This window comes from Thermococcus sp. 9N3, from assembly GCF_012027685.1.
Classification (GTDB): domain Archaea; phylum Methanobacteriota_B; class Thermococci; order Thermococcales; family Thermococcaceae; genus Thermococcus; species Thermococcus nautili.
The window spans coordinates 644,838-670,832 of sequence record NZ_SNUV01000001.1; the positions used below are offsets into that span (position 1 = coordinate 644,838).

General features: G+C 56.5%; 26 protein-coding genes. 17 read left to right on the forward strand and 9 right to left on the reverse strand.

What is annotated here, in order from left to right:
* Positions 1-83: 83 nt before the first annotated feature.
* Positions 84-599, forward strand: coding sequence for a cob(I)yrinic acid a,c-diamide adenosyltransferase (locus E3E30_RS03555; protein ID WP_167728924.1), 516 nt, complete (start codon positions 84-86; stop codon positions 597-599).
* Here E3E30_RS03555 and E3E30_RS03560 read toward each other — a convergent pair.
* The 9 genes from E3E30_RS03560 to E3E30_RS03600 form a co-directional block, all read right to left on the reverse strand.
* Positions 592-951, reverse strand: coding sequence for a hypothetical protein (locus E3E30_RS03560; protein WP_042689570.1), 360 nt, complete (start codon positions 949-951; stop codon positions 592-594). The genes E3E30_RS03555 and E3E30_RS03560 overlap by 8 nt on opposite strands.
* Before the next feature lie 10 nt (positions 952-961).
* Positions 962-1,330 carry a roadblock/LC7 domain-containing protein gene (locus E3E30_RS03565; protein WP_042689568.1) on the reverse strand — a complete coding sequence of 123 codons (369 nt, stop codon included), beginning with the start codon at positions 1,328-1,330 and terminating at the stop codon, positions 962-964.
* A gap of 53 nt (positions 1,331-1,383) precedes the next feature.
* Positions 1,384-2,640 carry an MFS transporter gene (locus E3E30_RS03570; RefSeq protein WP_167728469.1) on the reverse strand — a complete coding sequence of 419 codons (1,257 nt, stop codon included), beginning with the start codon at positions 2,638-2,640 and terminating at the stop codon, positions 1,384-1,386.
* Positions 2,637-3,878: an MFS transporter gene (locus E3E30_RS03575; protein WP_167728470.1), complete on the reverse strand. Its 1,242-nt coding sequence runs from the start codon at positions 3,876-3,878 to the stop codon at positions 2,637-2,639. The genes E3E30_RS03570 and E3E30_RS03575 overlap by 4 nt, the downstream gene beginning before the upstream one ends.
* Before the next feature lie 67 nt (positions 3,879-3,945).
* A complete protein-coding gene (locus tag E3E30_RS03580) occupies positions 3,946-4,602 on the reverse strand; it encodes a DUF4097 family beta strand repeat-containing protein (protein ID WP_167728471.1) in 657 nt (218 codons plus the stop codon).
* On the reverse strand, positions 4,592-5,248 hold the full coding sequence (locus tag E3E30_RS03585; RefSeq protein ID WP_167728472.1) for a hypothetical protein: 657 nt from the start codon (positions 5,246-5,248) through the stop codon (positions 4,592-4,594). The genes E3E30_RS03580 and E3E30_RS03585 overlap by 11 nt, the downstream gene beginning before the upstream one ends.
* 81 nt (positions 5,249-5,329) lie before the next feature.
* Positions 5,330-6,613 (reverse strand): hypothetical protein, encoded by a 1,284-nt coding sequence (locus E3E30_RS03590; protein ID WP_167728473.1) that lies wholly within the window; start codon positions 6,611-6,613, stop codon positions 5,330-5,332.
* A complete protein-coding gene (locus E3E30_RS03595; RefSeq protein WP_167728474.1) occupies positions 6,610-7,020 on the reverse strand; it encodes a metalloregulator ArsR/SmtB family transcription factor in 411 nt (136 codons plus the stop codon). Before E3E30_RS03595 ends, E3E30_RS03590 begins: the two co-directional genes overlap by 4 nt.
* 164 nt (positions 7,021-7,184) lie before the next feature.
* On the reverse strand, positions 7,185-7,676 hold the full coding sequence (locus tag E3E30_RS03600) for a PadR family transcriptional regulator (protein WP_042689548.1): 492 nt from the start codon (positions 7,674-7,676) through the stop codon (positions 7,185-7,187).
* 101 nt (positions 7,677-7,777) lie between these two features.
* Between E3E30_RS03600 and E3E30_RS03605 the strand changes: the two genes are divergently transcribed.
* From E3E30_RS03605 to E3E30_RS03680, 16 genes are all read left to right on the forward strand, one after another.
* Positions 7,778-11,833, forward strand: a complete 4,056-nt coding sequence (locus E3E30_RS03605; RefSeq protein WP_167728475.1) for an MMPL family transporter — start codon at positions 7,778-7,780, stop codon at positions 11,831-11,833.
* A gap of 117 nt (positions 11,834-11,950) precedes the next feature.
* Positions 11,951-12,124, forward strand: coding sequence for a hypothetical protein (locus E3E30_RS03610; RefSeq protein ID WP_156927373.1), 174 nt, complete (start codon positions 11,951-11,953; stop codon positions 12,122-12,124).
* Between the two features lie 528 nt (positions 12,125-12,652).
* Positions 12,653-13,531 (forward strand): AEC family transporter, encoded by an 879-nt coding sequence (locus tag E3E30_RS03620; RefSeq protein ID WP_167728476.1) that lies wholly within the window; start codon positions 12,653-12,655, stop codon positions 13,529-13,531.
* A 95-nt stretch (positions 13,532-13,626) separates the two neighbouring features.
* Positions 13,627-14,028 carry a hypothetical protein gene (locus E3E30_RS03625; protein WP_167728477.1) on the forward strand — a complete coding sequence of 134 codons (402 nt, stop codon included), beginning with the start codon at positions 13,627-13,629 and terminating at the stop codon, positions 14,026-14,028.
* The gene (locus E3E30_RS03630; RefSeq protein ID WP_167728478.1) at positions 14,025-16,481 is read left to right on the forward strand and encodes a hypothetical protein; all 2,457 of its coding nucleotides are present in this window, start codon (positions 14,025-14,027) and stop codon (positions 16,479-16,481) included. Before E3E30_RS03625 ends, E3E30_RS03630 begins: the two co-directional genes overlap by 4 nt.
* Before the next feature lie 42 nt (positions 16,482-16,523).
* A complete protein-coding gene (locus E3E30_RS03635) occupies positions 16,524-16,949 on the forward strand; it encodes a hypothetical protein (protein WP_167728479.1) in 426 nt (141 codons plus the stop codon).
* On the forward strand, positions 16,946-17,557 hold the full coding sequence (locus E3E30_RS03640) for a hypothetical protein (RefSeq protein WP_167728480.1): 612 nt from the start codon (positions 16,946-16,948) through the stop codon (positions 17,555-17,557). The genes E3E30_RS03635 and E3E30_RS03640 overlap by 4 nt, the downstream gene beginning before the upstream one ends.
* Entirely contained in the window at positions 17,554-18,489 is a 936-nt protein-coding gene (locus tag E3E30_RS11340; protein ID WP_240922517.1) for a hypothetical protein, read from the forward strand. Before E3E30_RS03640 ends, E3E30_RS11340 begins: the two co-directional genes overlap by 4 nt.
* A gap of 99 nt (positions 18,490-18,588) precedes the next feature.
* The gene (locus E3E30_RS11345) at positions 18,589-20,199 is read left to right on the forward strand and encodes a hypothetical protein (RefSeq protein WP_346765905.1); all 1,611 of its coding nucleotides are present in this window, start codon (positions 18,589-18,591) and stop codon (positions 20,197-20,199) included.
* 53 nt (positions 20,200-20,252) lie between these two features.
* Positions 20,253-20,750 (forward strand): hypothetical protein, encoded by a 498-nt coding sequence (locus E3E30_RS03650; RefSeq protein ID WP_167728481.1) that lies wholly within the window; start codon positions 20,253-20,255, stop codon positions 20,748-20,750.
* A 148-nt stretch (positions 20,751-20,898) separates the two neighbouring features.
* A complete protein-coding gene (locus tag E3E30_RS03655) occupies positions 20,899-21,354 on the forward strand; it encodes a 30S ribosomal protein S15 (RefSeq protein WP_042689525.1) in 456 nt (151 codons plus the stop codon).
* A gap of 31 nt (positions 21,355-21,385) precedes the next feature.
* Positions 21,386-22,801, forward strand: coding sequence for a DHH family phosphoesterase (locus tag E3E30_RS03660; RefSeq protein ID WP_167728482.1), 1,416 nt, complete (start codon positions 21,386-21,388; stop codon positions 22,799-22,801).
* Positions 22,791-23,051: a KEOPS complex subunit Pcc1 gene (locus E3E30_RS03665; RefSeq protein WP_042689520.1), complete on the forward strand. Its 261-nt coding sequence runs from the start codon at positions 22,791-22,793 to the stop codon at positions 23,049-23,051. Before E3E30_RS03660 ends, E3E30_RS03665 begins: the two co-directional genes overlap by 11 nt.
* Positions 23,052-23,066: 15 nt before the next feature.
* Positions 23,067-23,669, forward strand: a complete 603-nt coding sequence (locus E3E30_RS03670) for a 30S ribosomal protein S3ae (protein WP_042689519.1) — start codon at positions 23,067-23,069, stop codon at positions 23,667-23,669.
* Between the two features lie 108 nt (positions 23,670-23,777).
* Positions 23,778-24,860, forward strand: coding sequence for an ATP-binding protein (locus E3E30_RS03675; protein WP_042689517.1), 1,083 nt, complete (start codon positions 23,778-23,780; stop codon positions 24,858-24,860).
* Between the two features lie 49 nt (positions 24,861-24,909).
* Positions 24,910-25,962, forward strand: a complete 1,053-nt coding sequence (locus tag E3E30_RS03680) for an SPOUT family RNA methylase (protein ID WP_167728483.1) — start codon at positions 24,910-24,912, stop codon at positions 25,960-25,962.
* Positions 25,963-25,995 lie beyond the last annotated feature (33 nt).

A 25,995-nucleotide genomic window follows, 5' to 3' on the forward strand; every position in this document is an offset into this window, starting at 1 on the left:
ACCCGCAGTTCTTTCACGGTCACCCTAAAAAGCTTTCCGGAAGCCTAATAAACATGGAGATGTTAAAAACGCTGGTGATGCGAATGCCGATAACCACCAAGACTGGCGATAAAGGTTTAACCGGCCTCTTCACGGGCGAAAGAGTCGCCAAAAACTCCCCGATAATGGAAGCCAACGGAACGATTGACGAACTCGACAGCTTCATCGGCGAGGCAAAGCACTACGTGCCGGACGAAATGGCCGGAATTCTTGAGAGGGTTCAAGTCCAGCTCTACGACCTAATGGCAGAACTCGCGAGCAAGGGAAAGTACGCGAAGGTCGGGGATAACGAGATTCGCTGGCTTGAGGAGCTCACTAAGAAGTACGAAGACGAGCTCCAGCTCAGGGCCTTCGTCCTGCCGGGCTCAACGATTGCAAGTGCGAAGCTCGACGTCTGCAGGGCGATAGCGCGAAGGGCCGAGCGGAGGGTCGCGAAGCTCTACCTTGAGGTCGGCATAGGGGAGAAGGTGCTCGTCTACCTCAACAGGCTCAGCGACCTGCTCTTCGTGATGGCGAGGCTCATAGAAAAGCGCGAGGGGAAGCTGAAGGAGGTCAAATAGAGCGCCGGTACTCCTCCATTGCCTCCTCGTAGCGGTCGCTGAGGAGTTCGTTTGCCCTGCTTTCCACGTCTTTCAATGCCTTCTCGGCCTCTTCAAGGCTCGGGCTGACGACGGCAACTCCGAGCCCGCCGATTCGCTTTATCGCTATCACCTTCTTCCCGTTGCGGATGAAGACCTCTACGCTCCCCTCAAGGCCCAGCTCTCCAGCCTTCTTCTCGATGTAGTGGAGAACGTCCTCTATGTGCGCCCCGAGCCTCTCGTTGCCCTCAAGGCTGAGGCCGTCCTGGGTGATGACCATCTCATAGATTTCCGGTTTCTCCCTCCACAAAAAGGAAAGGAGACGGATGGGCATGGCGACCACCTCAGTAGAGCATCTCCTCGAGCTTCGGGAGGACCTTCCTGAGCTCAAGCTTCATCCTGCCGAGGTTGAGGTCGGCGTCGCCGATGACTATCAGGTAGTAGTCGCTTCCTATCGGGTTGGTGAACATCCTGGCGTTCTTGAACTCAAGAATGGCCTCCTTGAGTTCTCCTGCCCCGAACTGGTCGCCCATCAGCTTTATGGCAGAAACGAGCTCGTGGAGGACCCCGGCGATGGCCTCGCGGTCGAGGTTCTTCTTCATCGCCGACTCGATGACGAGGCCGTCCTTGTCGACCACTATCGTCCCTATGACCCCGTCTATTTCCAGCATGTCCGTGAGTATTTTACCCATCACGAGGTCCACCGCACTCATTTTACCACCCCCACGAGCTCGTCAACAAAAGTTACAAAAAGTATTTAAAAGTTTTACGGCCTCGGATTCTCCACTTCTGCCGCTGGTGGCCCGTCAACGTCTTTTAGAAGGACATCCCGGTATTTCACCCAGTAGTAGACCACCACGACTGCCATGCCAAACCACATCCCAAACGCCACGAGCCACGCGGGGTAGATGTTCAGGAGGGGACCGACGAGGACGAGACCGAGGGGCGTGGCAATCCTCGTGAGGATTCCGAGGGCAGAGAAGACCCTGCCGCGAACCTCGCTCGGGACGGCACGCTGAATCTTCGACTGTATCGGAATGTCTATGAATGCCTCGGCCACTCCCATGATGATTGAAACTGCCATCAAAAGGGCGAAGGCTTCGTTCCTTCCCAGGCCAGAAGCAGGGGATATGAGCCAAATGAAGACCACCATGACGAAGCCGTTTATGAACATCGCCCTGAACAGGAACCTTCCGGCGTTCTTACCGAACTTAACCGCTATGAGGATGTTTCCGAGCAGGGCCCCGCCCATGAAGAAGCTCTCCATGAGGCCGAACTGGACGCTCGTGAACTTGAGCACTTCCCTCATCGCGTAGGGAAGCAGGACGGCACCGAAGGGCGCACCGAAGATTCCCATGAATATCGCGAACGTCATCAGGGTCTTAAGGTAGCTGTGTCTGAAAATGAAGCGGACGCCTTCCTTTATGTCGCTCAATACCTGGCCGAGCCCTTCAATCGGCCTCGCCTTCCACTCGTAGCGAATGAGAATCTCGAAGAGGCCCGAGCCGAAGAAGCTGACCGCGTTTATCAGCATGGCGAGCTTAATCCCGCCGATTCCGTAGATTAAACCGCCAAGGGCCGGCCCAAGGAGGCGCGCTATTATGGTCAGCGAGGCGACCGTCGAGTTGGCCTTTTCAAGGAGCTCCTTATCAACCAAATCCGGGAACATTGCCCCCGTCCCAGCGGAGAAGAACGAACCGAGGATTGCCATCACGATTTGAACCGCCAGGAGCTGGTAGATTCCGAGGAAGTTGAAGGCTATGACGCCGAAGAGAAGAACTCCCCTGAGCAGGTCGAAGCCGACCATGAGCCACTTTCTGTTATACCTGTCGCCGACGACGCCGGCGAAGGGCATGACGAGGATTGAGGGGATTATCTCCGCCAAGATGAAGAGCGTCATCATTGAGCCGCTGTGCGTTTTGTCCAGCACGTAGAGCGGCAGAGCGACGTCCTGAACTGCCCAGCCGAGCTGGGAAATAAAGCGGCCGATGGCAAAGAGCCAGAAGTTCCTGCCGAGGCTCACGGTACCACCTCCAGCTTTTCCGAACCGATGCTTATAACAATTCTCCCGAAGCGGAGGTAGTAGTATAACGCTATGAGCACGCTCGGAATCGTGAGCGCGAGGACCACCGGTGTTACTCCCGCGGCGTCGAGCAGGGGACCGACGAGGGCCATGCCGAGCGGCGTCGTCGCCATCATGACAGTCTCAAGGGCCATGAAAAAGCGGGAGCGAAAATCGTCCGGGACCGCCTTCTGGAGCTTTGTGAACAGCGGAACGTTCACGAGGGTGTTGAAGAACCCTATGAGGCAGATAGTCACGAGGAGGGCCGGATACGCAAGTTCACCAAGTATGGAGCGCGTCACGAAGGCGAGGGCTGTGAGACAGGCGAGCTCTGTAAACAGGGCCCTGAAGAGCACACCCTCCGACCGCTGGCCGAGCTTCAAAGCGATTAGCAGGTTCCCGGCGAGGGCGCCGAGCGTTGCAACCGTCTCGACGCTCCCGAACTGGACGGAGGAGAGGCCGAGCTCGACCCTCGCGAGGTAGGGGATGACCACGACGAAGACGGGGTTGAGGAGCGTGTTGAGGAGGACGCCAAAGCTCACGAGGACCATCAGGTTCTTTGAGCCCTTTATGAAGCGGAAGCCGTCGAGCATCTCCGACCAGACCTCGCGCAGGTTTGAAAGCTCCCGCGTCTCCCGGCGGTAGTCAATTAGAACTTCGAAGAGGCCGGAGCCGAAGAAGCTGACCGCGTTTATCAGCATGGCGAGCTTAATCCCACCGAGAGCATAGATTACACCACCAAGAATCGGGCCGAGTATCCTGATGACCTGTCCCCCGCTCTGCAGTATCGAGTTCGCTCTCGCCAGCTGCTCCCTCTCCACCAAATCCGGGAACATTCCCACTATGCCCGCCGAGAAGAAGGCCCCCATGACGCTCATGACCACCTGAACCGCGAGGAGCTGATAGATGCCGAGAAGGTTGAAGGCGATAACGGCGAAGAGCAGAATCCCCCTAGCTATATCGAGACCGTACATGAGCTTCTTCCTGTCGTAGCGGTCGCCCACAACGCCCGCAATCGGGTTGACTACAAGACCCGGAATCAGCTCAGCCATCACGAAGAGGCTCATCATTGCCCCGCTTCCCGTCTTATCGAGCACGTAGAGCGGGACCGCGACGTCCTGAACCACCCATCCGGCCCGCGAAATCCACCTGCCCACCGCGTAGAGCCAGAAGTTCCGGCCCATTCTCGAGTCGAGCATGTCCGCTAACCCCCTTGCCATCAACAATCATTGAATTGCAGGATTAGATAATTAGGGAATTAAAGAATCAAATCAGCTCAACCCGAACGTCGCCGTTCACGGTCTTCACCCGGATTATGAAGTCCCCGGTGCCGATGACCCCGTCCTGGATTCCGATGAGCTTCACGTCCCCGTTCACTTTCCTTGCCTCAACCCTCGCGTCGCAGAACTCGGTGAGGCGGAGCGTTATGTCGCCGTTGACACAGCTCACCGAGACGTCACCGTCGAGCTCTTCGAGGGTCACCTCTATGTCCCCGTTCACAGTGGAAACCTCTAGAGGGCCGGCAACGGGAAGGTGGGCCTCTATCTCGCCGTTCACGCTCTTTATCAGCTCGGCCTCGCAGTTTCTGAGCGTTATCTCACCGTTCACCGTGGTCACGCCGGTGAAGCGGACGCCTTCAGCTATAATCTCCCCGTTCACGTTTTTGGCCTTCACCGGGACGCCCTTTGGCACTTTAAGCTCTATCTCGGCCCAGCCTTCCTCCGCTTTGAGGACGCCCGCGAACCGGAACCTTCTCTTCGGCTCCTCCCTTATGACGAGCTTCCCGTTTTCGTTCTCGATTATCACCTCCACCTCGCCGTGTGTCGTGTAGTTAACCTCAACGTAGTCGTTTTCCCAGCCCTCAATCTCAACCCGGCCGTTCGTGGCCTTCAGGTCAACTTCCCGGACGTTTTCAAACATCATCGAACTCACCCCAAGTATCAACCACAACGACACCTTTCGCGCTTGAGAGCCGAATCCTGTGCTCGCCACTCCCGAGGAGCCGTCCCGAATTCAGGATGACCCCGTCAGCGTTTCCCGCGACCTCCACAGTTGCATCGCAGTCCTCGGGCAGGGACAGTCTGAGGGAGCCCATGACGACCGAGGCGTCGATTGGTGCCTCCAGTTCAAGCACCTTGAGCTCAAGGCTCCCCATGGAGAAAGCTATCTTCGTCTTCTTCCAAACGTAGAGAGAGCCATTAAGCCTTGCAGGACCGACCGCGAGGTCTCTGACGGAACATTCCGAGAGCTCCGCGGTGGCTTCTCCAATCGCGAGGGAGTCGAAGCTCACCGCCTCAGCGTGCAGAGAGGCCCGCTTCATTCCCCCTGCTATTTCTACGCCCTCTGGAACTCTCACGACCAGCCGGGCGCGCTCTTTGTCTTTCCTTGGAAGATTTTTGAGCTTCCATTCCGTGGATGTAAGGATGCTGAGCTTCCCGGAGCGTTCCTTCAGGGAAAACGCCGATTCCGGGGCGGCTTCAACGTGAACCGCTCCGTCGGATGAAGGCAGTACCTCCACATCTGCATCGACGAGCTTCATCCAGACCCTTTCGACGTTCTCAAACCTCACAGCCATCCCTCCAGCGGCCCGGACTGGAAGTCGAAGAGGGCCTCCTCGGCGCCATTGAGACGCTTCTCCGGCTCCATACCCTCACCCCACGTAGTTCATCAGCTCGTCTAGGAGCTCCTTAACGCGCCGCGTGAGCATGGTCCTGTCAACGCCGAAGCCCTCGATGAGGCCGGCGCTCTGCTCGTCCACTATCTCCTTCGCCTTCCTGACCACCAGGCGGTAAGCTTCGTCGTTCTCTATAGTGTGGGTTCTGCCGCCGGCCCTAATCTTGACGACTCCGTTCCTGGCCGAGATTACGACGTCCTCGATGCGTATCTTTGCCCGTCCCTTGCCGACGGTAACTGATATATCCCCGGAGCGGAGCGAGACGGCTTCGCCGAGGCTGAGCGTTTCGTTTCCGCTCCTGTAAACAACCCTGTTCCCGTCGACTTCAATGGAGAACTCGTCGGTCTGGATTTTCAGCCGGTCGCCAACCTTTGTGAGCTGGAAGCCGTTGCGGAGTTCCCTGATGGTGAGCATTTCCTTCGGCTTTCTAGGGTTCCCATCGCGGATTCTGAAGGGTCCTATCTTCACTTCTTCTCCGTGGGGTGTCTCGATGACCTCCACGAAGGGAACCTTGACATACTCAAAGTCCTCGCCCTCGTAGACCTTAATGATTCCGAGGTCCACGGCCGTTGAGCCCTTTTTGTTCTTGTAGAGCCTGTCCGGGTTGATTAGCCTGCTCACTTCAGCGACAAAGCCCTCCTCCGCCTTCGTCTTCTTCCCGACGGTCAGCTCACCCCAGACCACAACAGGGCTTGAGAGGGCCTTTTTTATAGTCCCGAGAGGGGTCTCGGCCTCAACCTCCACCTCGCCCTCTATGGCCCAGCCAACCCTCCTGTTCCCGAACTTGACGGGATATGCCTTCCCGCGTCCCTTCAGCCTCACGTCCCCGAACTCAGCACCGCTGAACTCGTAAGCCTTCTTCTCGACCTTCCAAGTGAACCGCTTTTCTTCGCCCTTTCCGATGAGCAGTCCCGCTATTGAGAGGACGACGGCGTAGGCAAAGGCCCTTCCAGCTAAGTCGTGCAGGTCGCCGGGCATTCCAAGCCAGCCGCCGAAGTAGAGAAAAACGCTCGTCCACAGGAAGCCCTTGGCGAGCGCGAAGACGATTCCCGTAACGGTCACTCCAACCCATTTGCCGACGCTCAGCAGCTCAAAGGCGAATATCAGCGCGATTATCGAGTAAACGAGGTAGCGGTTGTAGGGCTCAAGGCCGAGATAACCTTTGAAGAGCCAGACTATCAGCAGAACGGCCGTTATCTTCTTCAGGTACTCCGCGATTTTGAAGCGCGGGCTTTCCTCAATATAGAAAGGGTAACTCATTCTTCCACCCCCTCCAAAGCAGTTATAATCTCAAGCAGGCGCAAAAACAAACGTCCGTCGGGCGAGATTTCGTACCTGTCCCCTTTTCTGACCATCCTCGTCCTGAGGAGGAGCTTGAGATGGTGCGAAACGGTCGGACTTTCAACGCCGAGGGCTTCTTTAATCTCCTTGAAACCCATCGGCCGTTTGGATAGCATCTTTAGGATTCTAATCCTGTCTGGATTCGCGAGTGCTTTGAGGGTCTTCGCTGCCTTCTCTTCGTCAAGCTCCGGAAGCTGGCCGTCGCTCAGCTTTTTCCTGAGCCTCTCCTTTATGGAGAGCATGACCTCGTCAACGGGGTCAACGCTCTCCTCAAGCAGGGCCAGCTTCCTCCTCAGTTCCTCAAGCTGGGCCTTCAGCTCGTCCATGCTACCACCAGGTACAGACTTTTGTAGTACAATTTTCTGTACTTAACTGGCGCCAAAGGTATATAAAAGTTTATCGGTTTGTCGGCTCAATTATGAATCGAAGAAACTGAAGAGGTACGGAGTAACAAAGTCAGAAAAGGCCAAAAAGCCGAAGATATCTGGATTCATCCGAGCCTGGATTCTATGGCCTTAATTTCGTCGTCAAGAAGGTCCCTAATCTGCCTGAGGAGCTCAAGGTACTCCCTCAACGTTTCCTTGTCAATTTTCCTCTCGCGGCCCATTTCCTCAATCTTTTTCTTGAGCCTCTCATGGTAGCTTATCGCGGTGTAGAGCGAGCGCAAAGCTAAGTCGTTCGACGTCCTCAGGTACTCCCACCCCTTGTCTGTGAGCCTGTACTTTACGCGCCTCACCTTACCGCGGTACTCCTCCCTCGGTTCTAGGAGACCTTCCTCCACCATCTTGTTGAGGAGCGTGTAGAGGTTGCTGTGGCTCGGTTTCCAGATTCCAACCGTGAACTTCTCCAGCTCCTTGAGTATCTCGTAGCCGTGTGTTTCTCCCTTTAATCCGACGATGACGAGGATTATGTTCTTCAAAGGGACCGTGAAGAGGCCCTTTATGATTTTCCTCTCGAACTCCGTCGCAACCACCCCTGACATGTGGATGACCAAAAACCTTTATAAACTATTCCCTGTGACGACATGTCGGAAATAGACATGTTTAAAAGAGAAGTGTTGAAGGGCAACATAGGTGATGAACGATGGCGTGGAACGACTGGATTGTGAAGCACGCAAAGCTCATCGTCGCGGTGTGGATAGTGGTCATAGTGCTCGCAACGCCGCTGGCGATGAAGCTGAGCGATGTCACCAACTACAGCATGAGCCAGTTCATGCCCAAGCACGTGGAGAGCGTTGAGGTTCAGAACAACATGAGCGAGTACTTTCCGGGCTTCTCCCAGAACGACAACATGACGTACATAATCATCACGGGAATCAACGTTAACAGCCCCCAGGCTAAAGAAGCCTATGAGCGCTTTAAAGCAGAAGCGAAACCCTACGGGAGCAACTTTACCTCCTACTACGATGCCGTTGAACTGCTCCACAACAAGTCCTACGAGATAGCCCTCAACCTCACGAAGACAACCGCAAATCTCACGGGTATTCTCTACACCTCGGCCCTCAACGCCAGCATGGCTTACAGAATGACGCTAATCCAGATTGAGAACCTGACTAACCAGGTAAAGGTTCTCAACGAAACCGTTCCAGATTTGGCAAGGGCTTATCTCGCGCTCGAAGCCAACCTGACGACCCTCTACAACCAGAGCCTCGCCCTCAGGGAGGCGCTTAACCAGACGGATTTGGCCTACGTTGAGCTTCACCAGAACCTCACCAATGCAAGCGAGCAGTTGAGAACGCTGAACTCAACGATAGCGAGCCTCAACCTCGGCCTCTACAACCTGAGCGACGGCTACGCCAAGACCTACCTCGGCGTCCTCGGAACCTACGGGGCCCTCGTCCAGGCAGGAGCTTACCAGAGCGGACTCAGCGAAATGACGGCACAGGCGATAGCGACCCAGCTCGGCGTTCCGGTTGAATTCGTCTACGCGGTCTACAACGCGACCTATCCTGCCTACACTGCTTACGGGGCAACGGCCATAACCGACGCTTTCCTGGCCAACGTCACGAAGGCTATAGTTCTGACCCAGATAGCCGACCCGATGCAGAAGAACCTCGCGGAGGCTTACTCGGTTGCGTTCTACCAGGGAGTTCTTGCGTTTGACGAGCAGGCCGGAAGCAACTACGCCCTCATTCAGCTCGGCGAGAACGCGGTCAGGCCCGTTGAGGAGATAGCGAGCAACGCGCTCAAGAACCTGCCAACGGTCATCGAGATGGCCGGTGGTAGCTACACCGTTCCGGGCTTCGGTGAGGTTCCCGCGAAGACTCTCGCCTACATCGTCAACGTCTCGATAAGCCTCGGAAGGGACCCGAGCGCTCTGGCCGTTGAGGACGCCACAATCGAGGTCGCGAAGGCTCTTATGGCCGGCAGTCCGCTCCTCCAGATGCCCAACGCCGACGAGGTACTGAGGACGCTCCTCATCTACGGTCCGACCAGGGAGCTTGAGGAGAACCTCCTCGCAGGGGCGCTGGCCGAGAAGCTTCCGGCAGAACAGAAGCCGTTAGCCAAGCCGATAGCGAAGACGGTCGTTACCTTCGACGCCAACGCAACCGGCGTTCTGGCGAAGAACCCTGAGGCGCTGAAAAAGGCAACGGTTTTCCTGCTCGCCGAGCTCATGAAGGGACAGGGCGTTGAGCTTCCGGAGAGCGTCATAAGCGAGGTCTACGACTCAAACGGAAACGTCGCGCCGATAGCGAAGGAAATCTTAATTCAGAAGACCGCGGAGAAGCTCCGCAACGAGAATGTAGCCACGGTTATGGTCAACGCCGTCGTCAAGAACCCTGAGGAGCTCGCCAGGGGAGTCGGCGTGAAGGAAGCCGTCAAGGAGATTATCACGAGCCTCGCCGGGAACGCGCCGATAGACATTGGAAAGGTCGTTGACGACATTTATGCCGGAAAGGACGCCTACACGATAGCCTACGAGCTCTTTGAGCAGGGCGTCAACGAGAAGCTCGCCAACGTGACGGCCCCCGAGGACGTCAAGGAGACGCTGAAGGAGATAATGCTTGCAGTCGCGAAGAACTATCCGATGAGCGACTCCGATATCGAGGCCCTCGTCAAGGAGAAGACGGCGAAGCTCGTCGAGAAGTTCGTGAAGGAGATAAACCTCGGAGTTGAGCTCAACATAGACGCCAAAGAGCTCGTGGATATTGCCTTCCAGTTCAGGGACGACCCAGAAAAGATAACCAGGGAGGACGTTAAGCCGATAGAGGAGGGGATTTATCCGTCCATCTACAGCCTCGCTGAAAGCTACATCGGCATGCTCAAGAGCCCGGACAACACGACGATGCTGATAACGATGGTTCCGAAGAGCCTCAACACGACCAATCTCGAGGAGCAGAGCAAGTTCCAGTACGAGAACACCCTCAAGGCGAAGGAAGTCCTCCTGAAGGAGATGAAGAAGTACTTCCCAGATGCAAAGGCCTACATCAGCGGAACGCCGGTTCAGACCTACGAGATGATACACTACGGTAAAGAGGACAACAACAAGACGACCAAGTTCAGCTTCATCGGTGCGCTGATAGTGCTCCTCATAATCCTCGGGGTTGCCCTCCTCGCAACGCTCCTGCCTTTCACCGGCGTCGCAACGGCAACGCTAACAGCTCTCGGAATCCTCTACCTGCTCGCCAAGGGGGACATCATCAATGTCGGAAGCTGGGCCCAGATGATTACCGTGACGACCGCGTTAGGTCTCGGTATAGACTACTCGACCTACTACCTGCACCGCTTCAAGGAGTACCTGGCTGAAGGCTACGACCACGACAGGGCCGCGAGCGAGGCTTTGAAGAGGGCCAAGGACGCGGTTTTAGCCAGCGCCTCAACCGACATCATAGCCTTCGCGAGCTTCATACTCGCCTGGGAGTTCCCGATATTCAAGCAGATGGGTATCATAGCGCCCATAGCAGTCATCGTCGTCCTCATCGCGAGCCTCACCTTTATCCCGGCCATAACCGTCCTCATCGGCGACAAGCCGATATTCTGGTGGCCGAGGCACATCAGGCACGTTCAGGAGACCAACGTACATGAGGAGAGCAGAATCGCCAAGTGGTCAATCAAGCACGCCAAGGCGGTCATACTCATATTCCTGCTCCTGCTCGCGCCGGCCGTTTACGCCTTCACCAACTTCAACGGAACCCACGACGTCAAGCTCTTCCTCCCGAAGGACAGCGAGACCTACCACTTCCTTGAGGTGAGCCAGAGCAAGCTTGGTGCTGATGTCATGGGCGCAACCTACGTCCTCATCAAGTTCAACCACCCGGTTACCGATAAGGACCTCGCGACCATCAACCAGATTGTCAGGGACATCGAGAAGATTGACGGTGTCAAGTACGTCTACACCGTTACCCAGCCCTTCGGAAAGCCGGTCAACGCGAGCCTTGAGGAGCTCAAGGCCATCGGCGGGGACAAGTACATCTCGACCACTGGAAACATGGTGCTCATCGAGGTCGTCAGCAAGTACGAGGCCACGACGAAGCCCGCCCACCAGATGGTCGAGGGGATTAGGGACCTCATGAAGGGCTACGAATCCAGCGGAAAGATAGCCAAGGGCATGGTCGGCGGTGGAGCCGCTTTGGACCTCGACCTCAGCAACCTCATCAACAACATATTCTGGCACAGAATCTTCCCGGTGGCGCTCGTGCTGATGTTCCTGTCCCTCATACCGACGCTCAGGGGCATTCCAGCGGTCATCTCGACGATGGCCACCATCGGCACGGGAGTGCTCCTCAGCATAGCGATATCCACGTGGCTCTTCCAGAAGGTCTTCGGGCAGGAGATAATGTGGTTCCTGCCACTGATGGTCTTCGTAGTGCTCATGGGAGTCGGCATAGACTACAACAGTTTCTACCTCGTCAAGGCTCGCGATGAGTTCGAGCGCCGTTCGCCGAAGGAGGCACTCATAGTCGCGGCAGGAAGCATGGACCTCGTCGTCATCGGCCTCGCGGCGGTGCTGGCGACGACCTACGGGGCGCTGATGACAAGTTCGACCTGGGGAACGAGGGAGATAGGATTCGCGCTGGCCGCTGGAGTGCTCATAACGGCAACCCTGGCGGTCTACTTCCTCGGCCCGGCCATGATGAGCCTCTTCGGCGAGAAGGCCTGGTGGCCACTCCACAAGGCCGAGAAGAAGGAAAAGAAGTGACCCCCCACTTCTTTTCTTTTGATTTTGTCCATTCCGTTTCTCGTTTTGTTTCGTGAACAGGCGTTTGGCAAGAATCCACGCGAAAGGTTTATTATCGTCTGGAGATTACTCCCACATATGAGTGAGATAGTTGTGAAAATACCGGACGGAGTAGATGAAAGGCTCGCAAAGCTCGCTATAGAACGGGCACTGAAGAGGCTGAAGGTTGCCAACGAGACCTTTGGAACTCTCAAGCCGAAGAGAAACGCCGACGAGCTTATCGCCGAGGCCGATGAGGCATGGACCGCGTGATGATAGATTCTAACGTTATACTGAAGCATCTTTTGGTGAGTGAAATATCTCAGAGCTTCTCGCCCTCACAGAGCCATATTACAACGACATCGTTTATTCCGAGGTTCTGTACCTAATCATTCGAAATGAGACAGGTGAAAGGCCGTTCACACTCAAAAAGAAGCCGGAGCTTGTTGTTAAATCATCACCTGCTCTAAAGCCAGCTCTCAGGCTGTTTGAGGTTCTCAATTACTCCCCTATAAGCGAACACACTTTGTGGGAGGCGGAGGGACTCATTGAGAGTTATGGTCTCCTTCCCGGAGACGCCATAATACTGGCCAACTGCATTGAAATGGGACTTGATGCTCTTTTAACGTGGGACTCAGACATCCTTAGGCTAAATGGCGAGATTCCCAAATGCAGAATAACCACACCCGCTGAATACCTCCAGTCCCTGTAGAAAATCTCGAAACAGGCTCAGCACAATCCTTGGAGGATTTTAAGTTACTGCTTCGACACCCTTTTAAACGCTGAGCTTTAGTTCTAACCATGAACATCGCCGAGATGCTCGCGCTCATAGCTCTGGGCTACGTTCTCAAAAGGCTGATTAAATCGGAGAAGCCCTTCGACTACCTTCGGATTCTCGTCAACGACGTTCTGCTCGCCCTGTTCATCTTCGGCAACGTCGCGAGCAAGGATTTGGCATATCTCCTCAGCATAAAGACCGTTTTCCTCTACGTCTTCCTCGTCATCGGCATAAGCCTCTCGACTTCCTATCTCTACGGGCGCTTCAAGCTCAAGGACGACCCCTGGGCCGGCGCGCTGATGGTGCTCTCTATCTACCCCAACACCGCCGCGCTGGGCTTTCCAATCGCGAGCCTCTTCCTCAGCGACATAACGCCGGCGATACTCTACTCGACGACCAACTCGATGATAGTAATTCCGATTGTGACTTTCATAGCGGCACACTACTCCAGCGGGGGCGCGAGCGTCAGGGAGAGCTTTCTGAAGGCCCTCAAGTTCCCGCCGACGCTGGCCAATTTAATCGCTTTGGCACTCGTTATCGCAGGGATAAAGCCCCCAGCCGGAATCATTGAGCCGATAAAAACAATAGGCTGGCTCAGCATACCTCTCCTCCTCATATACTTCGGCTCGAGGATAACGCTGAGAGCCTTCGACGTCAGAAAGCTCTTGGAGGTTGGAACCTTCAGGATTGCGATTCCCTTCGCCTTCGTTTTCCTCACCCTCCGCTGGGCCAGACCTGAAGTCTTCTACTCGGTTCTCGTCGAGGCAAGCATGCCCCCGGCAATAGCGGCCAACGCGATTCTGGCTCAATACAGGCTCAAGGCCGAGGAAGCGATAAGCGTAACCTTCGTGCTCACGCTCCTCGTCATCGGGCTTTTCATCGCCCTGCGCTTTCTGATTTGAGAATTAGGGCAACCTAAGGAAAGGATAATATATCCCCTCGGCCAAGTTAGTTTAATACCGGCGCTGGTACCGTTTAGTTCTTTGGAGGGCTTCCCATGAGGAAGGTAGTCGTGGTGGCGGTCGCCCTTTTGATTGTTCTCGGGGCCGTCGCCGGGACGGTCTACGTCGGATATTCGCGGGAACCGGGGCGTGAGGTGGCTCCAAGAAACGACGGGGATAGTCCTGACCCCGAATCCGTTCTTCTGAAGTTCATTGAAAGGCCATCCTCTGACCCGTTGCAGGTTCCACCCGACGAGGGATGGGCGGAAGTGGTTACCGGCTTTCCAGCCGGGCACCCTGCGGTTCTCAATGTCTTTGCGACTTCGGATACCTCCGCATCGCCTCCAGCTTCCCTGAAATGCGCAGGGGATAAACGACATCAACAATCCGAGACCGCCACTTCTGACCTTCCCGTGGGATTACCCTCCGGACCGCGTTTTCTTGGGGTGGTGTCATGAAGAGGGTTTTGATTGCAATCCTTCTCGTTTTTGTGGTTCTATCCGCCGGCTGTATGGGCGGAACCAATACGCCAACCACCGAGAGCCAATCCGCTACCTCAAGCTCGATAGGCAACCAGGGAGAGAGTCCCACGACCAGTTCAACGGCCACGCCAGAGGAAAGCGTAAAGGCGGAGCCCTGGGCATACCAGAGCCTCAACCTTGAGCCGACGGAAGAGCTCGGCTATTCCCTTCACACGGGTTCGCTGTCGGGCACGAACGCCGAGGTGGGGGTCATAGTTATAGAAAAACCCGCGGACTTCGCGAAGACGAGCGCCAACTGGGAGGCATCGCCGGACGAGGTTTCCGCCAACAACGTGGTCTTTCAGGTCGGAAAGAACGTCTACTACTTCGAGCTCAGGAGCGATGGGGTTTACACTGAGGCAGGGAGGGTGGTTGGCGACCTCTTTGACTTCATACGGCTTGACGATGATAAGTACATCGGCTGGGAGAACGGGGTCGTTCGCGTTTACCTGCGCTCCCTCAACAAGTACCGCGAAAAGAAGGGTGTACTTGCCTACGCGACCACGGTGATAGGTGGAAAGCTCGCGATAGTGACGTCCTTCGAGGACAACCTCACCGTCACGACCTTTGAGGGTGGCAACGCCGAGAGTGAGGATTACACCTTTGACTGCACCATCCTCTCGATGCACCCGGCCTTTGGAGATGGAACCATCGCGGGCTTCTACATGGGGACCACCTGCGGGTTCTACTACGTTGACCCGGACCTCAACGTCCACGATTCCGGCCTCGGCGATGACAGCTGGCAGATTGTCTCGAACGACCACGACGAAGTTGGAAGCGTGGTTCTGTACTCAAGCGACTCCAATTCGGTGGTCACGGCCTACTACGACTGGGACGACGACGCGGTTTACGTGAGCGAACCCCTGAAGGTCGAGAAACGGCCGTCATCGGCATCGCTCAGCTGGTTCTACCTCGCGCTCGCGTACGGGAACAAGCTCTACCTCTACGAGCTTGGGGAAGACAGCGCGTATCACTACGTCGGGACCATAACCTTCCCCGACCTCGTTCTCGACGTCAAACTCGTTCAGCCCGACGACAACACGCTTGAAATCGGGGTGGCGTGGAGCAGGGGCTTCGCCCACATCGTCGTTCCCGTTTCAGAGCTCAAAGGTGAGCACACCTTCAGTGTTGGAAAGGAGCTGAGCGAGAGCACGGGAACGGAGACGGCAGGCGAGACGGGCACCTCTACCTCCGCGCCGGGGGAGCTGAACCTTGAGGGCGTTCTCGAATCGTTCACCTTCGAGGAGGTCAACTTCGGAGACCTCAAGGGCGTGAGGATTCACCTGCTGAAGAGCCCAGACTACAGGAACGTCCACGACTGGATGGGCTGGGCCTCGTACGCGGCGGCGGGGCTTCCCGACGTCTACTTCGCCTTCGGGAATTACCTCGTCGAGGTCAGGGGCGGTGAGATAAAGAACCTGTATTACAGCGGTGAGGACATCAACAAGTACCGCCTGAGCGTCGTCTACGTTCTCCCCGCGACGCCAAGGGACATCTCCATCAACATCTACGACTCCGACGAGCCCTTCTTCGCTGGAACCGACGGAAAGCTCTACCTGATTTACGATAACGAACTGAAGAGCGAGGACACGCCGAAGGGCAAACTCCGGTATTATGAGACCACCGGCTACGTGAGCTGGAACATAGACGCCGACGGCGTGACCGCCCTCGCGAGGAGGGGCAACTATTACTACACGGCCTGGAAGGGTAAAACGCTCTACGTGATTACCTACACAAGCGACCAGCTCTACAACGCCCGCCAGAATGGACTGCCCGCGGTCACGCCCAAGTCAATAACGCTCCCCGAGGACATTGTGGCGGTCTACCCGATGAAGTACGGGGAAGGTCTGCTGATAAGAACCGAGACCGGCCTCTACCTCTACGACGTCGCAGGCTACTACAAGTACGGGGCCGGAAAGCTCTACACCCTGCTCACCAACGTCCCAGGAAAGTTCGCCTACCAGCACTACATCGAGGACGCGGTGATATACAACGGCGACCGCTTCACCTGGATTGAGCTGACTGGGAAATACGATTCCAACGACGTCTACGTCCCGGTGGCCAGAGTTTACCCGGCGACAGTTACGATTCCCGGGGCCAAAACGTTCTCGATAATGTTCAACACCTACGACACCCAGCTGGCGGTTGGATTCGACGGGAGGATAGCCCTCTACAACGTAACGACCGGCTACTACTACGACGAGAACGACAACAGGGTGTACTACCTCAACCTGACGCTCGACCAGTCCTTCAGCGTCCCCTTCACGCCCGACTACGTCTACGGCGAGGACGAGTGCTACTGCCACGTCAGCTTTCACGCGAACTACTACTACGCCTGGGCCGGAAACGACTTCTACGTCCTCCTCGGACCGAACCACAGGAGATGGTGAGCTTTCTTTTTTCAAATTTCAAGACCCGGAAGGTGAGCTGAAATGGGGTTTATGGACGCGTTGAAGAACGCAACGTCGAACTTCGTGAAGAGTATACGCCACAAGGAGTTCAAGCTCCGGGCCGGCGAGCTCGCGGAGAAGTGGAACGTCCTGAGCAGGTACCGGCCGGAGATTAAGATACGGACTGGCAACCGGGACTGGTGGTGGGAGATTTCGAGGGTCTACGTGGCGGAGAAGGAGGTCGGCCTCATACGAAGGTCGAAGGTGAAGAGGGTCTTCATCGAGTACATCGAGCGCTACGAGGACTACTACGACGAGGACGAGGAGGAAGAGCGCGGTTGGTTCGACTACCGGCGCGAGAGCGACATCGTGAAGATGGACAAGGACCCCAACGACAAGGTGGAAATACGGCTGACGCTCGCCAACTACGAGAAGATGCTTGAGCGCGAGGGGGAGATTCTGAAGTGAGGGCGGTAAGGCTTCTGCCCGTGCTCCTCGTTGCCGTTGTTCTCATCGCGAACGGTTGCACTGGTCAGAGCCCGACAACCGGAACTCCCGGCGGGGAGCAGGGCGCGACCGGAACGAGCTCGTCGAGCACCTCTTCCATTTCAACCGAGACCGGCGGACAGACGCAGACCGGGGAAACGCCCGCCGGAGTCGAGGAAAAGCCCAGCGGGGTCATGACGGCGGAGGTCTTCAACAGAACACTCGCCGTGAACGCCTCCCTCGTCCCGGATTCGACCTTCGACTGCCTCTCGAAGGGGCCCGGGTTGATAAAGGCTTACTACTCGGCGGTTAAGGACGAGAAGAACGTCAGCGGTTTCTTCGACCTGAGCGTTGTGGACGAAGAGTCTCTCGTCGAGCTCCACGAGGCCCTCTACCGGGCGGTTGACTTCAGGGAGCTGAGCGTAAGCGAGCCCAACTGCTCCGTCGTCAGCACGAACCTCGTGGCCTGCTCCTACCACTACAGTGCGGTTCTCGTCAAAGACGGCCGGGAGAAGACCATAGAGCGGGACTACGTAACGTTCCTCGCCGGGGACTCCTGCAAAATCGTCTGGACGGAGGAAGGGGAATGAAGAGGGTGCTCCTTCTCATCTTCCTCCTACTGGCTCCACTGGCCCGGCCGGTGCCAGCAGTCGCCGATTCTTCGGCCTACCTTGACACCGACGGGGACGGCCTAAGCGACGCATTTGAGCTGGCCTACAACGAGACCCACTACGGAATGATTTACCACCTCAACCCGGCCAACCCGGACACTGACGGCGACGGCCTCTCTGACGGCTTCGAGCTGAAGTTCGGGAGCAGTCCGTTTCTGAGCGACACGGACTTCGACGGCCTTGGAGATGCCATTGAGGCCTTCTACGGGACGAACCCGAGGAGCCCCGATACGGACGGCGACCACCTGAGCGACAAGTTTGAGGTTTACGGCGATTTCGGAGTTAAGTTGCCCCCGTCGGACCCAACGTCCTGGGACACGGACGGCGACGGAATAGACGACTACTTCGAGGTTCGAATGTCCCTGAGCTGGAACGGAGCTGAAGAGAGACCTTTCTACCTAAATCCCGACTGGGACGGCGACGGAATAGTTGACGGCAACGAGATTCTGCCCTACGATGATTCGTACCATCCGGGAATGTATCCCTACTCAGCGGTAGAATGGGACGGGCCCTCTCACCCGAGCCCCCTCCTCAACGGCCAGAAGTTCTACATCTGCTTCACGAGCCCGGACTGCGATGGGGACGGCCTGAACGACAGGGACGAGCTGGAAGCCGGGACGAACCCGGTGGAGATAGACTCCGACGATGACGGCCTCTACGACGGTTGGGAGGTCAGGCTCGGCACGAATCCGCTGGCAGGTGATACCGACGGCGATGGACTGAGCGACCTTGAGGAAGTCCTCCCGGAGCTCGCGTATTACGCCTACCACAACGCAACTCCGGACTGGATCGTTGTAACCGATACACTCGCATATTACTACAACTGGACACTCGATTACAGCATGACATAGGGCACGGTCTGCGTTCAGAACTACGACTACCTGCTCTCATACTATCCTGAACCCATCGTAGACGATTCCTACTTTGAGTACCAAGGTCAGGTCTGCTTTATCCCGCCGGCAACGAACCCGCTCTCCCCCGACACCGACGGGGACGGCTTGAGCGATGGCGAGGAGGTGAACTTTGAATACGCCTATTTCTTCGCGAACATCACGGAGACGCGTATTACTCATCTAAACCCTGCAAACCCGGACACGGACGGTGATGGACTTCTGGACTCGGTTGATGTTGTTCCGGTAGTCCCGGATGGAGTTACCGAGGTTTACAGGTCCTCCACAGGCTCACCGAGCGCGCAGGACCTTGACTCCGACGGAATAATCGAAGGGGACTCCTGCGCCTACTTCCAGGACTGCGACGGGGACGGGATAAGTGATAACGCCGAAATTACGTGGTGGCACACCGACATGAGAAAGCCCGACACCGACGGCGATGGATTAACCGACTTCGAGGAGATTTCGATAAGAACGGACCCAACGAAACCAGACACCGACGGAGACGGGTTCTCGGACTTCGTGGAGTGGAAGGAAGGAACGAACCCGACCGACCCGCTGTCCCACCCGAAGGCCCCGCCCGCGATAGAGGTGCCGAAGTACGGAGAAGTCCAAGAAAAGCTAACTGAGCCCCCTAAGCCCAGGGTGAAGCGTGAAGTGAAGTTTCTGCTGAACGGAAAAGAGATAGAGCCCAATGAGTTCATAACTGTGGTTCTTGACGGCGACACGGCGGAGTTCCGGATTGAGGCTCCCCCGGTCACGGTCATCTACCCGGAAGGGCGGGAAGAGCGGTACAATCTCAGCTACATAGGCATTTACGGCAACGACGATGACCGCGTTGAAGGAGGCAACGGCACGTACACGATAACCTTCACGAACCTTACAGAGATAGGCTTTTCCTTCGTATCCTTCAGCGTTGAGCTGAACTACGGCGACTGGAAAAGATATTTCTACACCTTCAACATCGAGGCGAAGTACCGGACAGAGCCCGTGGTGAAGCTCCTCAACGCGACGTGGGACGAGAACCTCGACGTCGGAAAGCTACGGTTCGAGTGCCGGTTCTGCAAGAACGTGACGATAACCGTCCCCGGGGCCCTCGTCAACGGACAGGAGAAGAGGACAATCAACTTCGGAACCACGGGAAGCCTGCGGTTCTTCTACGCGAGGATAGTGCCCCACCGCTACACCGTTCCGGGTGAGGGAGACGTTGGAACCGTTTACACGAAGTACGAGGACAGCGTGGAGGTAATGAAGACCGGGAAGGATATCGGCGTCCTGACGGCGAAGATGGTCGAGGCGAGGAGCATAGGCTCGAAGATAGTCTACGGCATGGTCGCAACGGCCAAGGGGGTAAAAACAATCGTCGGCGGTGTTGAGGCATTTATCCCCGAGGACGAAGACGCGCCAGCGGAAGAGGGTATTGACGCGCGCGACTCCAAGAAGTTCTCGAAGGAGGCCTTCAAGGAGGGCCTGCTCGACTGGGTCAAGGAGAAGCTCGTCGATGCAACCTTCGACTACGTCACCGAGAAGGCAGTCCAGTACGCGGACGAGAGCGAGCTCGAAGCCAGAAGGCACGAGACGACCTACCACGTGACGGTTAAGGCCTGCAACGACTTCGGCTGTAGGGTTTACAGCTTCTCGGTCAAGGGCTACGCCTACGACGTTGACTGACGCGGTCCTTTCTTTTTTTACGTCGTTCAAACAGAGGTGAAGGGTGAGGAATTATGGACGCACAGCTGATAGTTCCCGTTCAGGAGATAGCGAGGGGAAAGCCCAAGTTTGGAATATGGGCCGTTGTGGGGGATAAGGTCTACTACATCCGGATGAAGGAGGGAACTTGGGGCGATGCCCTCAAGAGGGGTCTCGTGTACGGGGGAGCTTACATCTCACTGTACACCGCCGTCAAGGCGAGGGCCGAGTACGAGGAAGCCGTTGAGAAATACCTCTCGTCCCTTGAGCTTCCGCCCGATTTCGTGGAGCACGTGGACGACTACGCGAAAGAGAGCGCGAGGAGTTTCGTGGCGAGGATTGGGGAGACTTCCATAAAGCGCGGAAAGGGCTTCCTCGGCAACGAGGCCAACGGCCAGACCCCTGTCGAGCTTAAAGCCCCCAACGGCTCGGTGAAGTTCTACGTCCCCACTGAGACGTTTGAGAAGATAAAGCCCACGCTCCAGGCCCTGCCCTTCAGGGAGTACCGCGAGGCGAGGATTTGGATTTTTTAGAGGTTCTTTTTAATTTTTGAACTCCTCTCAATTGTTCTTCAGAATGATTCGGACAGAGCTTTTACGGGCAAAGGTTTTTAAATCCCTCCTCAATTCCCAACGCGAAGGGGCGGCTGGCGGGAGCTGGCCGTCACCGGGAGGTGGTTGTATGGCAAGGATGCACGCGAGAAAGAGGGGTAAGTCAGGCTCAAAGAGGCCTCCGAGGACCGCTCCGCCGACCTGGGTGGAGTACACCGCCGAGGAGGTTGAGGCTCTCGTTGTCAAGCTCAGGAAAGAGGGCTACAGCACCGCCATGATAGGAACGATTCTCCGCGACCAGTACGGCATACCGAGCGTCAAGCTCGTCACCGGCAAGAAGATAACCAAGATTCTCGAGGAGAACGGCCTCGCGCCCGAGATTCCCGAGGACTTGATGTTCCTCATCAGGCGCGCGGTCAACCTCAGGAAGCACCTCGAACAGCACCCGAAGGACAAGCACTCAAGGCGCGGTCTCCAGCTCATCGAGAGCAAGATTAGGCGCCTCGTCAAGTACTACAGGAGAACCGGAAAGCTTCCGGCGAAGTGGCGCTACGACCCGGAGCAGGCAAAGCTCCTCGTTCGCTGACCCTCTCCTTCTTCTTCCTTGGTGATGCCCCGTGGACAGGGAAGCCTTTCTGGAGAGGGTTCGCGAGGGAGCCGAGCTTATTAAGATGCACATCGAGTTAGGTCACACCATAAGGCTAATCTCGCACCGCGACGCGGACGGGATTACCGCCGGCGCTATTCTGGCCAAAGCGGTAGCGAGGGAAGGCGGAAGTTTTCAGCTCAGCATCGTCAAGCAGGTCAGTGAAGAGCTCATCGACGAGCTCGCGCGTGAGAACAGGGAGATATACGTCTTCAGCGACCTCGGAAGCGGTTCCATAGAGCTCATTGAGAAGAAGCTCGACGGAACGGTTGTCGTTGCCGACCATCACCCGCCGGAGGGCGACTTTTCGAGCGAGTCCAAGGTCCTCGTAAACCCGGTTCCCTTCGGGGCCAACAGCGTCCGCGATTTGAGCGGTTCCGGCGTCGCCTACTTTCTGGCCAGGGAGATGAACGAGAAGAACAGGGATTTGGCCTACATAGCGACCGTTGGCGCGGTCGGCGACATGCAGGAGATAGACGGCACCTTCCACGGCCTCAACCTTGAAATCCTCGAGGACGGCAAGAAGCTCGGAATCCTTGAGGTCAGGAAGGAGTTGAGGCTCTTCGGCAGGGAGAGCAGACCGCTCTACCAGATGTTGGCTTACGCAACCAATCCCGAAATACCGGAGATTACCGGCGACGAGAGGAAGGCAATCGAATGGCTCCGCGCGAGGGGCTTCGACCCGGAAGTCCACTACTGGCAGCTCCGCGAGGAGGAAAAACGGAAGCTCCACGAGGCTTTGCTCGTCCACATGATAAAGCACTCCGCGCCGAAAGAGGCCATCGACAGGCTCATCGGCGACGTGGTGATAAGCCCGCTCTATCCCGAGGGCGACGTCAGGCACGAGGCGAGGGAATTCGCGACGCTCCTCAACGCGACCGGCCGTCTGAACGCGGGAACGCTCGGAGTGGCAATATGCCTCGGCGATGAAGACGCCTACAGGAAGGCAAGAAAGATGCTCGAGGACTACAAGAGAGAGCAGATAGAGGCGAGAAAGTTCCTGATTCAGAACTGGAGCATGGCCGAGGAAGGCGAGCACGCCTACGTCTTCTACGCCGGCAAGAACATCCGCGACACGCTCGTGGGCATAGTGGCGAACATGGCCATCAACGCTGGCCTGGCCAACCCCGAGAAGCCCGTCGTTGTGATAGCGGACAGCGAGGAGGACGAGAACCTCGTTAAGGCCTCAGCAAGGACAACCGAGAAAGCGCTCAAAAAGGGCTACCACCTCGGTGAGGCCCTGAAGGAGGTCGCCGAGAAGCTTGGAGGCGAGGGAGGCGGCCACGCCATTGCCGCGGGCATTAGATTCCCAAAGGGCAGGATAGACGAGTTCATAAAGCTGTTCAATGAAGCGCTGGCGAAGCAGGTGAAGAGCAATGAAGATTGAGGCGAACGTTGAGATACGGTGGCACTACGGCGATGAGCTCAGGGCAAGGGCAGTAGCGGAGGCGATAGAGGTCGACAACGAGGCCATGCCGGCGGAGCTAAAGAAAAGTTTAAATGTGCGAACCCGATGGGTTGATGGAGACGTCATAACAAAGGTTAAATACTCGGGTGAGATTGAGACACTCATCAAAGCGCTCGATGATTTGGTGTTTTCGGTCAAGGTCGCCGAGGAAATGACCGAAAAGGTGTGAATTGGAGGTGTTAAGATGGCAAGGGGTAACCCAAGGCGTAGGGCAGCCGCTACCAAGGATAAGTGGAAGATGAAAGAGTGGTTCGTGATTTACGCTCCGGAGTTCTTCGGAAGCAAGGAGATTGGCCTCACCCCGGCCGACGAGCCAGAAAAGGTCGTCGGAAGGGTTATCGAGACCACCCTTAGGGACCTCACCGGCGACTTCACTAAGAGCCACGTCAAGCTCTACTTCCAGGTTTACGACGTTAAGGGCCAGAACGCGTACACCAAGTTCAAGGGCCACACCCTCGCGAGGAGCTACATCCGCTCGCTCGTCAGGAGGAGAACCACCCGCGTTGACGGAATCTTCAACATCACCACCAAGGACGGCTACAAGCTCCGCGTTATGGGCATGGTCATAGCCTACAGGCGCATTCAGACCAGCCAGGAGAGGGCCATAAGGAAGATAATGCAGGACATCATCTACAAGAAGGCCGAGGAGCTCAACTTCGCCGACTTCGTTCTCCAGTCCGTCAACGGCCAGATTGCCCAGGAGATTGCCAAGGAAGCGAGGAAGATATACCCGATTAAGCGCGCCGAGATTAGGAAGATTAAGGTCCTCGCCGAGCCGGAGGCCTGATGGCCTCCTGAAAAATCTCTTTTCTGGTTCCGCTCTGGCAAATTACCCACGCGTTCCAAAAGGCTTATTAACTTGCACCCCTACAAGTAACTTGCGGGGGTGCAAGTTGTGCTGTTCTCACCCTACCCCAAGACCAAACGGGAGGAACTCTTTGACAGGGATGAAGAGTTGAGAGAGATTAAACACGCCGTTGAGCGCGGGGAAAGGCTTATACTGCTGTTGGGCATCAGGAGGCTTGGCAAGAGCTCGCTCCTCAACGTCGCGCTCAACGAGCTTCCTTATCCTTCGGTGAAGGTTGATGTGAGGAAGACGTACTCCGAATATTCTTCCGTGAGCAGGTACGCAATAGGAAGGGCGATTGTCTCGTCTTTGGAAGGCAGACGTCGGCTTCTGGAGGAGCTCAAGGATTTTCTCTCAAGAATTCGCGGTATAGCCGTTTCGGGCTTGAGGATTGAGGTTTCCCCCAAAGGTTTCTCGCTCACGGAACTGCTCGAGGCCCTTAACGAGTATGGGGAGAGAAAAGGCCGGGTGATTATAGCCTTCGACGAGGCTCAGTACCTCAGGTTCGGCGGTGCGACGAGATACGATGGTATAATAGCCTACGCCGTGGACAACCTTGAGAACCTGACCTTCGTACTTACCGGTTCAGAGGTCGGTCTGCTCTTCGACTTTCTGAAGTTTCACGACCCTGAGGCACCTCTCTTCGGCAGGTACCACCACGACATCGAGCTCAAGAGGTTCTCGCCCGAGCTGAGTGAGGAATTCCTCAGAAAGGGCTTTGAGGAAGCAGGTGTCCCCGTGGGAGACGACGAGCTCAGAATGGCCGTGGGGGAACTCGACGGCATACCCGGCTGGCTTGCCCTCTACGGCTACATCAGAACAACCCGCAACCTTGGCCATGACGATGCCATCGCGGAGGTTCTGAAGGAAGCTAAGGCGGTAGTCGGCAGGGAGCTCTCAAGGCTGTTCTCGTACAGCCCGCGCTATCGGGTGATTCTGAAGGCGGTGGCACTCGGCTATTCCCGCTGGAGGGACATCAAGGACTACGTGACGATGAAGCTCGGCTACATAAATGACTCCAACTTCTCGGCGCTCCTAGAGAACCTCGTCAAGTCCGGCTACGTCGAGAAGACGGGGGGAGGGTATAGAATCCCAGACCCGGTTCTTGAGAGGGTTTTCAGGGAGCTTTGAAATCGAGAACCTTTTTAAAAGCCCTTCCAACTCCAGAGGGGGTGAGAGAATGAAGTTCCTCGTCAAGACCCAGCGCGACATGGAGGCCGTTGCCGGCAACTACATCAGAGAGGCAATCCCAGAGGCAGAGGTCTGGGTTGCACCGATGGGCTACACGGGATTGGTTCTGGTCGAGGCTGATGAAAATGCCCTTGAAAAGCTTCTTGAGATTCCCGAGGTCGAGAGGGTAATCCCGGTTCTGGTCGAGACCGAGGCCGACCTCGATAGGATAGCCGAGAGCGCCGAGAAGATTGCACACCTCATCGGCGAGAACGAGACCTACGCCGTCAAAACCAAGAGGCGCGGGAAGCACGACTTCTCAAGCATAGACGTGAACCGGGTTCTCGGGGCCAAAATCAAGGAGCTCACCAACGCCGACGTGAACCTCAGCTGGCCCGACAAGGTCGTTCAGGTCGAGATAATAGGTGACAGAGCTTACATCTCCGTCCTTCCGGGTGAGGAGTACAGGAAGTACACTCCCGATAAGATTGACGCGAGGAAGCTCTTCAGGAAGCTGACGATAGTCCAGATGCCCTACTGGGGCGACTATAAGGCCTGCAGGAAGTTCGGCGAGAAGATTGGCAGAGCGGCACAGGCCTTCGAGGTCAAGGAGCTCATAATAGCGCCCAAGGAGAAGATGGACGCCTTTGAGCTGATGGAGTTCCTGAGGGGCGTCAAGGCCGGCCAGGAGAGCCGCTACAAGATACAGCGCGAGGCGTACCCCTGGAAGGTGGAGAAGGTTCCCGTCTCGCTCTGGGACCTCTACCAGGTGATTCGCGACAAGAGGAGGAACAAGAGACTGCTCATAATCACAGACCCGAAGGGGCCGACCCTGGCTGAGGTCAAAGATAAGCTCGCCAGGGACATGCACCACGCGAGGGAGGTAGTTGTCTTCATCGGCTCGCGCGAGGGAATCCCGCGCGGTCTGTTCCGGTTCGCAGATTACGTCATTGACTTGGCCCCGTACATGACCTTTGCCACCGAGCACGGCATTCCGGCGACGCTCGTTTCCCTCTGGGAGGTTTACGAAGAGTTTCTGAGGGAGAACGAGAAGGGGGAGTGACCCCTTTCCTTTTTTCTGGCGTCAGACCCTAAG